Here is a 12,738-nt window from a genome sequence, read left to right on the forward strand (position 1 = left end):
GGCCAAGGTGGGGCGGAAAATTCCGATGTTCAAGCGTCACGGGCGGAGGGAGACGTCTGTGAAATGCCGCCGTTGCGGACGATTCATTCACCGCCGATCTCCCGCAGGGCGTCGCCCACCGCCTGTGGATCGGTCTGCAGGATCTGGTTGTGTCCGCCGGTGGGGAGTTCGATGAGTTTCACCACGTCCTTTCCGGTCTCCGCGAGCCGGCGGCTCATCGAGATGGGAATGATCGCATCATCCTCGCTGTGAAGGATGACGACCTTTCCCGGACCCCGGGCGGCGAGTTCGGCAAGACGCGCCGAATTGTCGAAGCGGTGCCAGACGAGGAACCCGAGCGGAAGCCCGGTGACCTGGCGGCTCATGTCCATGGTGCTGGTGAAGGGGGAGAGCAGGATGCCGCGCTGGATCTTGAATTCGCTGGCCCCCATCATGCAGGCGGCCGCTCCCAGGCTGTGGCCGAAAAACCGGAGTTTACCGGGATCCGGTTCGCCGCCGAGGCCGCAGGCCTGCCATGCGAGTGGCACGGCGGTCTTCAGATTCTCGCGGATCCTGTCAGGGTTCGGCTTTCCTTCACAATCTCCATAGCCGGGAAAATCGACCAGCAGCCAGGCGTCCTCCTTCGGCGCGTGTGCGGCGATCCAGTCCGACCAATCCAGCGCGACGGTGCCGTTCCCGCCACAGAGGATCCACAGGTTGCGCGGTGATTTGAGATTCCCTTGGAGAAACGCGCGCTGCCTGCCTTGGGAGGTGGTGAAATCGACCGTTTTCCCCGAAGTGTCCTTCTGCCATTGCTCCACCATGCCCGTGCCATACGGTCTCGGAAAATAGATGAGGCTCGACTGGCAGCCCACGAGCGACAGCACGGGAATCAACAGGATGATTCCGAACAACAAGAGAAGCCGCCGGAACCAGACCCGAAGGGAGGACGAATCGTCGGAGAACATGACAGGGCGGTCAGTTTCCGGAGGTGAGGAATTTTCCGATGAGGAAGCTCACCGCGTCATCGCAGGCCTTCGAACCCAGGTCGGAGTCGATGTTGCAGGCGGCGACGGCGGCGAATTTCTTATCGGGTGCCAGCCACATCACGGCGAAGTTCATCGTGTTCGTGCCGTTGTGGTTGAGGGCGGTGCCACCGGCCCACGGGCGCTGGACCACCACCCAGCCGACGGCGTAGTTTTCCGATGGCGGGACGATGGTGTGGAGGAACTTCAGGGAATCCGCCTTCAGCGGCGGATTGTCCGCCACGCCCAGATGGAAATTCGCATATTTCGCGAAATCGACGATGGAGAGATGGACCCGCCCGGCGGGGGTGATGGCGGGAGGATTGTCCGCATCGAGCCCGGCGGGGATGGGAAACGGCTCGCCTTCGCGCAGGATGTGGCCGTAGGGCTGGTCCACCTTGTCGGAAGTGGCGGTTGCTCCGAATCCGGCGCTGTCCATCTTGAGCGGCTTGAAAAGGCGGGTGCGGATGAGTTCCTGATAGGTCATCCCGCCGACCTTCTCCAACATGGCTCCCGCGATGGTGAAGCCGCCGTTGGAATAGACATTCTTGCTCCCCGGCGGATAGGCGGGCGGACTGGTTAGCAGGGCACGAACGAGGTTCGCGCGCTGCGAGGTCTCCGATTTATCGCGATCCTCAACGGTCTTTTTCCATAACTCCGGCGGCATGTCGCCCGGCACGCCGCCGGTGTTCGAGCAGAGCTGGAGAAGGGTGGCTTTCTTGAAGTCCTCATGGATCTTCATCTTGGGGAAAATCTCCTCCACCGTGGTGGACCACTTGATCTTTCCATCCGCCACCAGCATCGCGGCGAGCGAGCCGGTCATGGACTTGGTGCACGAGCCGATGTGGAACTTGTCCCCGACCGTGACGGCCGTCTTGTCGCCGGATTTCCGCACACCGGTCGCTCCCGTGGCGATGATCCTGCCATTCAGCACCGCCGCCGCGACCAGCGCGGGGACCTTGCCGTCCCTGGTGAATTTCGCGAGATCGGCGGAAACGTCCGCAGGTGCCGCGGCAAGAGGACCGGTGAGAACGACGCCGAGGATGAGACGGGTGATGCGGTTCATGGGTTTGATGTCAGCTCGAAATAAATTGCAAAAGCGGCGGGAGGCATTGCGAGCAAAGCCAGGCTTGCCACCAAAAGCGGTCTTTTCCCTATCCCGGGAACGATGCCGAGACAAGGAAGGATCGCAAGCAACGCAGCTGACAGGTAAACCCACGCATACGATCCTGTGAGGCGATAGGAAAGGATGACATGGGTGTCGTCGGAGGCATAGAATATGGCGATTTTCACCAGGGGGGTCAGTAGCCACACCAATCCCAGCGCTCCCGCCACCATCAGGTAGGGAAAAAGGAAGCGATGCGCTCCATTTTCTGCCGTCCTCGTGCATCTCCAGTATACCGCGGCGATAGCCAGGGTCATACAGGAGAGCACGTGCAATACCGGGAGTATCATGCGGATCGGGAGCTGCCCCTCTCGTTCACGCCCTCGCCAGCTTGGAAACATCCCATGCGGGAAGTCCGAGCTCCGCGTTGAGCTGGTTGAACTCCGCCACCTCGGCGTCGGTGAAGAGGATGCCGCCCGCCGCGTCGGAACGCTTGCGGAAGCCCGCTTCGATCTGGCCGGGGAGCATCGCGGCGTCGTTGCCGTGGCCCAGCACGTCGTCGATGATGGCCTTGACGTTTTCCTTCTGGCTGCGCCCGTGGGCGAAGTTGTCTCCCGAGAGCGCGTCGGGGTGGACGATCTGGAAATAGAACACCGCGGTGGTTTTCTCCCCGGGAGTGTCATTCTTCCGTCCGCGCAGGGTCGGCAGGGAGCCGCCGATGAGGCCGCCGAAGATTTCATTCAGCAGGCACATGCCGTAGCCCTTGTGTCCGCCGAAGGGGAGCAGGGCCGCGACCTCGTTCGGGTCGGTGGTGGCATTGCCGTCCTTGTCCACGGCGGCACCGGGGGGCAGGCTCTTGCCCTCGCGCTTCAGCGCCTGCACGCGGCCCATGGCGACGGTGGCCGTGGCCCAGTCCATGACGATGGGCGAGCCGCCTTCCTCCCATGCGGGGATGCCCCATGAGTGGGGGTTCGTGCCGAGGGTGGGGAATTTTCCGCCGAAGGGCACCACTTCCGCGAGCGTGGAGGTGCAGTTCGTATAAGCATAGTAGCCGCGCTCGGCCGCCTCCATCACGTAGCCGCCGCCCCAGAGGTAGTGGAAACAATTGTCCACAGCGATCTGGGCGATGCCGTATTGGTCGGCCAGCTCGATGGCGCGGTCGATGGCGCGGTAGGCGACGGCCTGGCCCAGTTTCTTGTTCGCGTTCCACCGCTCGGAAGCCGGGAAGCGGGATGGCAGCACCTCGATCTCCGCGCCGGGCACGCAGCCGCCGGCCTTCGATCCGAACAGGTGGTCCAGGTGCAGCGCCTTGAGCGCGTGGTGGGTGCGGATGCCATGACGGGCGGCCTCGGCGGCGAGCTTGGCTCCTTCGGTGGCTTCGTCCCGGGTGTAACCGTGGGATTCGTAAGCGGCGATGACGAGGGAGTCGTGGTCCTGGCGCGGGATGACGAGAAATTCTGACATGTGTTTTTTACAAAAGGTGTGGATGGGAATGATGCAGGGAACTCAAGCCATGTCGAGCGGGATGGTATCATGCCACACAGCCGTTTGGTGAAGGTGGATTCTGTTTCAGGATGGTCCATCAACCGGGCAAGGAGCGGCGGACTCCGATCCGCCGTCGTCCATGGAAAGCCAATGAATCGCGCGGAAGCCCTTTCCATTGTCGTCTCATGGGCTTCGGCGGATCGGAGTCCGCCGCTCCTTGTTTCGTTTGCCATGCGGATCGGCGCGGTCGGAAGGAACGGGCTAAAATTGAAATCCCCGCCTTGCCGCGTGGGACAGGGCGGGGATGGAAAAAGCCGGCGAATGCCGGAGAACAGGCCGGTCAGCGGTCCAGGATGGAATTCCAGTGCTCGACGTTGTCCTTCTGGGACTCGAACAGGGCCGCGGTGTCCTCGTGGATGGTGATGCTGTTGATCTTGTCGCCCTTGGCGATCTTGTTCACCACGTCCTGCCCGGTGATGACCTCGCCGAAGACCGCGTGCTTGCCGTCCAGGTGGGGGGTGGGGAGGTGGGTGATGAAGAACTGGCTGCCGTTGGTGTTCGGTCCGGCGTTCGCCATCGAGAAGATGCCGGCCTTGTCGTGCTTGAGCGAGCGGTCGATCTCGTCGGCGAACTTGTAGCCCGGGCCGCCGGAACCGGTGCCGGTCGGGTCGCCACCCTGGATCATGAAATTCGCGATCACACGGTGGAACGAGATTCCGTCGTAGTAACCACGCGTGGCGAGGTTGAGGAAATTGGCGGAAGTGACCGGCACTTGGGAGGCAAAGATCCGGGCATTGATGTCGCCTGCGGTGGTGTGGAGTGTGATTTTGATGTCAGACATGGGCGGTAGGGAACACCGGATTTCACCATCTTGCAACTCAAGCGTTTTCCAGGACCCAGCCGTATTCTCCGGCGAGCTGCTCCTCCACCGGCCGCTGGAGACCGCCCGGCAGGACGCCCCAGGTGTAGGTTTCGATCTCGAAGTGTCCGCAGGCCTCCGGGTTTTCCGCCTTCCAGGCCAGCACCTCCCGCGTCTGGTCCCGGGTGGACCGCAGCGGCGCGGCGGGTTCGGCGTCGAGCGGGATGTGGAAATGCACGCGCATCTCGGCGAATCGGGCGGGGATCACCGTGCCGTTTTCCACGGCGGAGAAGAAGTCCGGCAGATCGGCGAACCGTGTCACCGTGCCGTCGCCACCGCGCAGCAGCACCTGGTGGAAATAAACCGGTTCATCGAAGGCGCGGATCGCCTCCAGCGCGGCCGGATCGCCCGGATCGAGAGCCAGCGCGCTCGAGAGGTGGATCTTTGAAATCCGGATTCCCGCGGCTTTCAGGACATCCAGCGCCCAGCCCGCCGGATCGTATTCCAGCGCGAAATGGCAGGCATCGTAGTTCAGGCCGATGCGACGGCGGATCACCTCCGGGTCCTGCGCCGCGTCATGCAGCTTCTCGAAAAACGCCAGCGTTTCCGCCGTGTTTTCAAAATGTCCCAGCGGCTCCGGCTCCAGCCCGAGGTGGAAGTCGTGCCCGGTCTCCGCCGCGAGTTCGTCCAGCCAGCGGGCCAGCTCGATGAGGTGGCGCTGGATCGGTTCGTCCGCCGCGTCGAATGTCTTGTGGGAACCCGGCAGGGTCGAGACCGAGGCGGCCGTCCCCGGTTTCGCGATGACCGCGAGGATGCGGAAAAGATTCTTGGTGTAATCCAGCCTGGCCTTGTCCGTCCAGTCCGGGAGGAAGACCTGCTCCTTCACCCGGGTCCCGTGGAAGCTGCCGTATGGGAAGCCGTTGATGGTGAAAACATAGGTGTTGGTTTGCTCCAGCCACTCCTTGAACGCGCCGAGCTGGTTTCCTTCCAGCAGCTCCCGCGCCGCCACCGCCGAAAGCCGCAGGCCGATGGCGAACGGCTCGTCCGAACCCAGCGATCCCGCGGCCCGCAGGCGGTCGCGCACTCCGAGCACGTGGGTTTCCAGCACCTCCCTTGTTTTCTCCCATGTCTCGGCCGGGTGGATGTTCGTGCAGTAGGAGAGGTGGGCTTGGTGGAATTTCATGGGCTGGGAAACAGTGGTGTAACTTGTAATCGCAAACCTGCCGCGGCAAGCGGGATCCGGCGGTTTCCGGAACCTCCGGCCTCCGCCTTACTTCACCACCCGCCCGCCGAGCGAGAGGATGCGCGCGTTCCCCTTCGCCGCCTCGGCTTCGGGGATGTTGCCGTCCCGGACATACATCTGGGAAAGGCTGGTCCAGGCGAGAAGGTCGTTCGGCTCGAGGGTGACCGCCTGGAGTCCGCAGCCGATCGCCTCCTTCACATGTCCGGTTTTCAGCAGCGCCATGCCGAGGGCGTGCCAGCCGTCGAAGTAGGACGGGTCCCGCTCGACACATGTCCGGTAAAGGACGATGGCCTCGTCAAATTCACCAACCGCGAGGTGGCCGTTGGCATCGTCGAAAAGGTTCTGGAGATCGTCAGACATGGGGAAGGCTGGAAATGAAAAAACCGCAAGGGGTTCAGGAGAATCTGAAACGGTCCTTGCGGTTCAGGGGTGGCGGAAAATCAATCCCGCCTGGTGATGCCGCTCAGTTCTTGTAAAGCTGCTCGACCTTGGCGTCGTCGATGCGGGTGTTGATCCATGCGTTGAAGGCCTGCGTTTCATTGCGGTTGGTCGCGGCCAGCACCTCGCCGTCGATGCGGCCGGCGGCATCCGCTTCCTTGACCACCTCGCGCTTGGCGACGTAGAGGATGAACGCACGGTCGGATTCCGTGATGACGTCGGCGATGGTGCCGGGTTCGGCATAGCGGGATGCCTCGAAGAGATTCTGTGGCTCGCTCGCACCGTCCGGACGGTAGGTGCTGGTCACCGCGGTGAACGCCTTGGTCTCGGTGAGTCCGACTTCCTTCGCCGCATCGGCGAACGACTTGCCACCGGTGAGAAGGGTCTTGATCTTGGTGATGTTCTCGTTGGCGGCGGTCTTGAGGGCTTCCGCGGCCTTTTCCGAGATGTATTGGGCGCGGGCGTCGGCGCGGGCTTCTTCGAAGGTCTTGGCGCGGGACTTCTCCTCGCTGTCGAGACGGGCGACCACCCACTGGTTCTCACCCACGGCGACGGCGGGGGAGATTTTCGAGAACGGGTCGCTGGTCACGTCCATGAGGAAAAGCTGGTCGACGGTCTTGCCGCCCCGGCTGGAGGAACGGAGTTCGAGGTCGAGCTCCTTTGGAGCGGCGGTGCGGGTGAAGAGTTCGGTGGTCTTGGTTTCCCAACCGTATTCCTTGGCCAGCGCTTCGAATCCTTCGCCCTTCTGCTCCTCAAGCTTGAAAAGGAAGTCGTCCACCTTGCCGTCGAGCGTGAGCTGGTTGGTGCGGCGGGCTTCCGCGTTGGCTGCGGCGGCCTTGGCCCTGTCCTCTTCCTTCTTCTTCGCGGCGGCCTTCTTGGCCTCGTCGCTGGCGGCCGCGTCCGCGAGGGACTCGGGAGCGTCGTCGACCTTGGCTTCCGCGATCGGCTCCGGAGCGACGACGATGTAGGTGAACTTCCGCTTCGGCTCGGTGGTGAAGGAATCCTGGATGTTCTCCCAGAACTTCCGGATCTCGTCCTCGGTCGGCTGGAGCTTCTCCTCGAACGGTGCCAGCTCGAGCTTGGCGAGCTCTCCGGAGACCTGCTGGTTCTCCAGGGCGAGGTTCTTGGTGACGGCGTCACGGTCCACGATCAGGCCGGTGCCGACGATGTCCTTGATTTTCTTGTATGCCAGCACGTCGGAGGCGAGGTCGCGCAGGTCCTTCTCGGTCATGCCGAGGTGGCCCATGCCCTTGTCGACAAAGTTGCGGTAGGTTTCAGCGTTGAATTTCTGGTCCGGTCCGGCGAAGATGCGGAGCGTGCGCAGGTAGGCGGAGATCTCCTCGTCGCCGGGGTAGACGCCGAATTCCTCCTTCGCCTGGCGCAGGATCATGCGGCCGATGAAGAATTTCTCGGGAGCCTGGTCGCTCTGGTCGGCGTTGGACAGGAGGGACGCGAACTGGAGGAAGTCGAAATCACCGCTGCCGGCCAGGCCGTAGGCCAGCTGGAAGGAGTTTTTCCCGAGGGTCAGGACTTCCTTGTCATCGTAGGTGCGTCCCGAGATTTTCAGCATGGCCCGTCCACTGCTCATGTTCCGCACGGAACTGGAATCGAGGAAAAAGAAGCTGATGAACAGGATCACGAAGACCACGATCATCAGGCCGGTGTATTTGCGGAGGTTTTCAATCATGAAATGGTGGGGCTGCCGTTGCGGAAAGAGCGGTGAGTAAAGTGGGTGAAGCGCTCGGCATCAATCGCAATTCTCGACCGGACGGCGAGTCTCTCCACGCAGTCCACGGCCTCAAGGCGAATTTTCAGCTGATTTCATCCGCGACTCCAGCACCCCGTGCCAGATCTTGATGGGATCGGAAGGGGAATGCCCGGGGTCATGGCGGTTTCCCAACCGTTCAAAGGCGGTGCCGAGGGAGGCGGATTCCGCTCCATGGCTGAGCAAAATCATGGCCTCGCCCTCCCCCCGGACGATGATGGAGCTGCCGTCCGGCGTGACGTCCGATTCGAAAGGGACGACCCGGACATGGGCGCCGGGTCTCCCGGTCTTTTCGTCCGGAGGAATGATCATCTCCCTGCGGTTGCGGATTTCCGGAGGCGCCGCCCCCTCGATGCCGAGGGAAACCCGGAAGGAAAGCGCGCCGGGCTTGTCGGCGAGCAGGTGGATGAAAATCGCGCCGGTTTCCTTGTCCGTCAGCAGGGTTCTGGTGATTTTCGCCCCGCCGGCCCGGCACACGCTTTCGATGACGCCCTCCGCCGGCAGGATGGAGCGTGTGAATTCCGTGGGCTTTTCCCCGGACAGGAAGCCGATCTCCAGGCCGACACACGGCGAGGCCGAGAGCGGCCCGAGCATCCCGCCCACCTGGGTCCGGATCTCCGGCTCGGTGGAGGGGACCTTTTCTTTCCATGGACCGGGGTAGGCACGCAGCCGGATTTCCGCCGCGGTGTCCAGCACCAGCGCGGGGCGTCCGTCGGTCACCAGAGGCAGCGAGTCCTGCCACGAGAGGGCGGGGGACCGGATCTCCACGGGATCATTTGCGCACACCGGCAACAGGGTGGCTGACAATATGGCGAAAATGGCTTTCATATAACACTCGGGGAAGAATCTGGCTTGCCCCATGGCGGAAATGCGCGTTCCTTGGGTTCTTTATGAACTTACGCTGGCTGAACGCAATCCTTTGGGGAAATTCCGTGGCACTTTCGTGGATGTGGGGCCTCGGGCTGTTTTTCAGTGTCCAGATGACCTTCATGTTCGGACTCCAGGGACTCCTGATGTTCGCCATCCCGAATGCGATGGGCCTCATGCTGTTCGGCGTGCTCACCCAGATCGTTGCGAAACGGCACAGCGGCGGGCAGGAATCGCTCGCGCTGTTCTTCGACAAGTTCGCCAAGCCCTTCCGGCTGATCTTCTACATCTACCAGATCGTCGCCCTTTCCCTGACGGTTTTCGCGTTGGTGAGCTATCTGTTCATTCCGCTTGAACTGGCGAACGGGGCCTCGATGCTGATCTTCCTGTGTCTCATCGTCTTCGTCGTCCTCGCCGCCGGATGCCTCCTGGGCGAGGAGTTCAGCATAGAAAAGATCAAGTTCAGCCATGCGGGGATGGGCGCGCTGCTGGTTCTCTGTGTCGGCACCATTCTTTTCAATCTCAAGCCGTTCGTGCCGGAGCCGTTCCAGTGGACCTCTCCATTTCAAGACGAATGGCAGGGAGCCCGTTTCTTCGGCTTCGCCATCCCGCTGGTGATCGGACTTCTCGTCGGTCCGTGGCTCGACCTGCAGCATTGGCAGCGTGCCATCCAGATGCACCGGGAAAACACCTCCATCCGTTCCGGCTACCTCTGGGGTGGTTCCATTTTCTTCCTCATGCTCCTTTTCCACGGCTGCCTCGCCATGTGGGTCATGAAGGCGAGCGGGGTGTCTCCCGGCATCAAGAGCTCGCTGGACACCTTCAACTACGCGCACGACCTGGTCGCCAGATACTTCATCCGCACCTTCCCCGACGGCGGTATCATGCAGACGACCTACTTCGCGTTCCTCTGCATCTGCGCGCTGACCACGCTCGACAGCGGCTACGTCGCCCTCAAGTGGTTCCTCGGCAAGAATGTCGAGAAGAGCGAAAACATGCTCATCTCCCTGATCCCGAAGCAGATTCTCGGTTCGCCGATCCCCACCTTCCTGATCGTCGGCTTCATCACGAGCATCGGCGTGCTGGGCAACCGCTTCGCGGGACTCCAGCTTGAGTATTTCATGGTGTTCTACGCCTCCTTCTTCGTGGGATACGCCGCGCTCGCCATCGCCCGCTGCTATGTGCCGAACTCGCAACAGCCGCTGCCGCAGATCAAGATGTTCTCGATGGCCTGCCTCTCGATCGCCATCTTCGCCTTCGGTTACTTCAAGAGCGATACGACCCTCCTCGTCCTCGGCTCCACGCTGCCCCTCATCCACGTCGCCTGGCTGGTCTTCAATGCGGATCTCCTCCGCGTCGTGACGGAAAAGGCCGGTGAGGTGATCGAGGCCGCCGCGGAGATTCCCGCGCTCAAGGCCATCGCGAAGACCGCGCACGTCGCCACCAGCTCGGACGTGGTCGCCCCGCAAGACCACCACGCCCTCGGCGGCCACTTCGAGGAAAAGTGGTTCGTTTACTCGATGATCGCGACCTACCAGGACACGAACTCGGTGGGCAACGTCTACTTCGGCATGTATGGATTGTTCGTCGGGAAAACCCGCGAGCTTTTCTTCAACACCGCGATGCCGGACTTCGACCTCAAGACGACGAAGTTCTACATCCTCACGCGCTCCTTCGAGCACAAGTTCGTCCGCGAGGCCCGCGAGTTCGACACCATCACGGTCAAGATCCGCGTCTCGGACTTCAACCGCAAGTTCTGCACGCTGGAGCACCAGATCTTCGGCACGGACAACGAACTGCTGGGCAAGGGCAAGCAAAGCCTGCTCTTCGTCTCGGCGAAGGACTACAGCCTGCTGGACATCCCGTCCGAGGTGTATACCGCGTTCATGAAATACCTGTAATCCGCAATCATGGCCACCGGCAGCGACTTCACCTTTCCCGCGTTGGTCGGCCAGCTTCATGACCTGCTGGGAAACGTGGCGGGCGCGCCCACCCTAGAACAGATCCGCGAGGTCTGCGACGTCCTGTATTCCTCCAGCCTGCTGAAGGAGGAAGGCCGCGCCGTGCGGGCGCGGGTGATCCTCGCGCCACCGGAGGCCTTCGCCACGGCGGAAGGGCCGCCGGACGGGATCCATGCCGTGCGCTTCTCCGTGACCCATGCCCTCACGGCGAACGAGATCAAGCGGCTCAGCCCGGCGGCCAGCTTCTTCCACTCCGTCGTCGCCGTCTGGCCGGACCGCGACCGCGGGTTCCGCATCTGGGGAATCCTCAATACCGGGCCACGCTGGCTGAATCTCGTCGCCGGTGGCCGCAAGCCGCTCGGCAGCGAGATTTCCTACCCCATCATCCACGTGCGTGATCCGGGGTGGGTGCTTTTCTACAATGGCTACAACCTGATGGCCGAGTGGCGCGGGCGGGAATTCCACGGGCCCCGCATGGATGTCTTCCAGTCCCGGCTGCTGAACGAGCGTTTCGCGGGCCACCGCATCCGCCTGGTGGAGGAGCTGATGCAAGGCTGCCTGCCCGCCACGATGGAAAGCACCGCCTATGCGGACCTCGCCCACCTGATCTCGCTCCAGTTCGTCAAGCGCATCATCAACCTCGTCCGCACCAGCGGCCATGGTGGCAGCCTGCTCATCGTGCCCACCGCCAAGGAGGGATCGGACGTGGCGACGAGCTGGATCGATTGTAAATACTCCGCCGCGCCCGACATCGCGGGGCTCCGGTTCCGGCGGCTGTTGCAGTCGATCATCCGCCGTGTCGGCCAGCTCAGTCCCATGGGCTGCTCCACGGAAGAGGCGTGGGAGATTTTTCGGAACAGCAACGACCGCGAGCTGGACCGGCTGGAGGAGGCGTTTTTCGAGCTTGCCCGTCTTTTCTCCGACCTCATGCAGGTGGACGGCGCGCTGGTGCTCGACTCCGGACTCGGCATCGTCGGCTTCGGCGGGGAGATCCGCGTGGACCGGAACGTCCTGCACGTCGGCATGGCGCTCGATCTGGATGGCAGGAACGTGAAGCAGTGGAAGGTCCAGAGCGACGGCACGCGCCACCGCTCCGTCTACCGCCTGTGCTCGGTGGAGCCGGAGGTCATCGGCTTCGTCATCTCCCAGGACAGCCAGGTGCGGATGATCGCGAACGTGGACGACTCCGTGATCTTCTGGGCGCATACCATGATCTGAGCTGTGGCGGGCGCTTCCGCATGGCCGGGAACATGGAAACCGCGAGTTGCGCAATCGGAGACCGGATTAGAGCAAACTTGCAAAGCTCGGCCTCATCCGGGCCTGACTGGCAAAGCGGGTGTGTTGACATGCTTGAGGGCTATGGTCATGGTCCGCTACGCCTCGTCGGTGGCTTTATAATGCACTCGATATTTATTAAGTTATGGACCGCACCGTTTATATTACTGCGATCAGCTGCTTGATCATCGGAGCTTTTACAGGTCACATAGTGACCCGAATGCATCCGCTGAGGTTAATGCGGGACGGAACTGATGTCGTTCATGAACGAGCCTCTCTCACAAACAAGTTCGCAGGAAAATCTCCCGGCCCTCCATCAAATAGGGAAAATGTGACTGGAATCGGAGGCTTCTTTTTCCGTGCCAAGTCGTCCGGGGTCGACGACTGGTATGAGAAACATTTGGGAGTAAGGAAGGCCGGTAAGGAGTACGATGATGGGTCCTGGTGGCAAGATGAAGGGCCCACGGTTTTTGCGCCGGAATACGATGATGCTCAGGTGGGGGGACAGGAGCATTCATGGAGAATCAATTTTCGAGTGAAGGATCTCGATGCAATGGTAGCCCAACTCAGGGCGGCTGGCCTTTCCGTGAAAGTCGATGCGGAGAAGTATCCAAACGGGCGCTTCGCGCACCTTCGTGATCCAGATGGAAACAGCATAGAACTCTGGGAGGCGGCAGGAGCTGATTTGGTGAGGCAACGCAAAGAAATAGAATAGGGATACGCGGTGTGTTCCGGA

The 12,738-nt window shown here is 62.0% G+C and carries 12 protein-coding genes; 3 read left to right on the forward strand and 9 right to left on the reverse strand.

Annotated features, from left to right (window positions below):
- Positions 1-83: 83 nt before the first annotated feature.
- The 9 genes from JIN84_RS00915 to JIN84_RS00955 all read right to left on the reverse strand — a co-directional run bounded on the left by JIN84_RS00915 (position 84) and on the right by JIN84_RS00955 (position 8,727).
- Complete coding sequence (locus tag JIN84_RS00915; RefSeq protein ID WP_200349128.1) at positions 84-947, reverse strand: alpha/beta hydrolase; 864 nt, start codon at positions 945-947, stop codon at positions 84-86.
- Between the two features lie 10 nt (positions 948-957).
- Entirely contained in the window at positions 958-2,070 is a 1,113-nt protein-coding gene (locus tag JIN84_RS00920; RefSeq protein WP_200349129.1) for a serine hydrolase domain-containing protein, read from the reverse strand.
- Positions 2,067-2,426, reverse strand: a complete 360-nt coding sequence (locus JIN84_RS00925) for a hypothetical protein (RefSeq protein ID WP_200349130.1) — start codon at positions 2,424-2,426, stop codon at positions 2,067-2,069. The genes JIN84_RS00920 and JIN84_RS00925 overlap by 4 nt, the downstream gene beginning before the upstream one ends.
- A 58-nt stretch (positions 2,427-2,484) precedes the next feature.
- On the reverse strand, positions 2,485-3,573 hold the full coding sequence (locus tag JIN84_RS00930; RefSeq protein ID WP_200349131.1) for an Ldh family oxidoreductase: 1,089 nt from the start codon (positions 3,571-3,573) through the stop codon (positions 2,485-2,487).
- A 361-nt stretch (positions 3,574-3,934) separates the two neighbouring features.
- Entirely contained in the window at positions 3,935-4,435 is a 501-nt protein-coding gene (locus tag JIN84_RS00935; RefSeq protein WP_200349132.1) for a peptidylprolyl isomerase, read from the reverse strand.
- A gap of 37 nt (positions 4,436-4,472) precedes the next feature.
- Positions 4,473-5,636 carry a metabolite traffic protein EboE gene (eboE, locus tag JIN84_RS00940; protein ID WP_200349133.1) on the reverse strand — a complete coding sequence of 388 codons (1,164 nt, stop codon included), beginning with the start codon at positions 5,634-5,636 and terminating at the stop codon, positions 4,473-4,475.
- Positions 5,637-5,723: 87 nt separating this feature from the next.
- Complete coding sequence (locus JIN84_RS00945) at positions 5,724-6,056, reverse strand: tetratricopeptide repeat protein (RefSeq protein ID WP_200349134.1); 333 nt, start codon at positions 6,054-6,056, stop codon at positions 5,724-5,726.
- A 103-nt stretch (positions 6,057-6,159) separates the two neighbouring features.
- The gene (locus JIN84_RS00950) at positions 6,160-7,821 is read right to left on the reverse strand and encodes a SurA N-terminal domain-containing protein (protein WP_200349135.1); all 1,662 of its coding nucleotides are present in this window, start codon (positions 7,819-7,821) and stop codon (positions 6,160-6,162) included.
- 111 nt (positions 7,822-7,932) lie between these two features.
- The gene (locus tag JIN84_RS00955; RefSeq protein ID WP_200349136.1) at positions 7,933-8,727 is read right to left on the reverse strand and encodes a glycoside hydrolase family 95 protein; all 795 of its coding nucleotides are present in this window, start codon (positions 8,725-8,727) and stop codon (positions 7,933-7,935) included.
- 104 nt (positions 8,728-8,831) lie between these two features.
- Between JIN84_RS00955 and JIN84_RS00960 the strand changes: the two genes are divergently transcribed.
- The 3 genes from JIN84_RS00960 (at position 8,832) to JIN84_RS00970 (ending at position 12,717) form a co-directional block, all read left to right on the forward strand.
- The gene (locus JIN84_RS00960; RefSeq protein ID WP_200349137.1) at positions 8,832-10,667 is read left to right on the forward strand and encodes an acyl-CoA thioesterase; all 1,836 of its coding nucleotides are present in this window, start codon (positions 8,832-8,834) and stop codon (positions 10,665-10,667) included.
- 9 nt (positions 10,668-10,676) lie between these two features.
- Positions 10,677-11,945, forward strand: a complete 1,269-nt coding sequence (locus JIN84_RS00965) for a putative sensor domain DACNV-containing protein (RefSeq protein ID WP_200349138.1) — start codon at positions 10,677-10,679, stop codon at positions 11,943-11,945.
- A gap of 202 nt (positions 11,946-12,147) precedes the next feature.
- Entirely contained in the window at positions 12,148-12,717 is a 570-nt protein-coding gene (locus JIN84_RS00970) for a VOC family protein (protein ID WP_234043115.1), read from the forward strand.
- Positions 12,718-12,738: the final 21 nt, after the last annotated feature.

This window comes from Luteolibacter yonseiensis (assembly GCF_016595465.1).
Taxonomy (GTDB): Bacteria; Verrucomicrobiota; Verrucomicrobiia; order Verrucomicrobiales; family Akkermansiaceae; genus Luteolibacter; species Luteolibacter yonseiensis.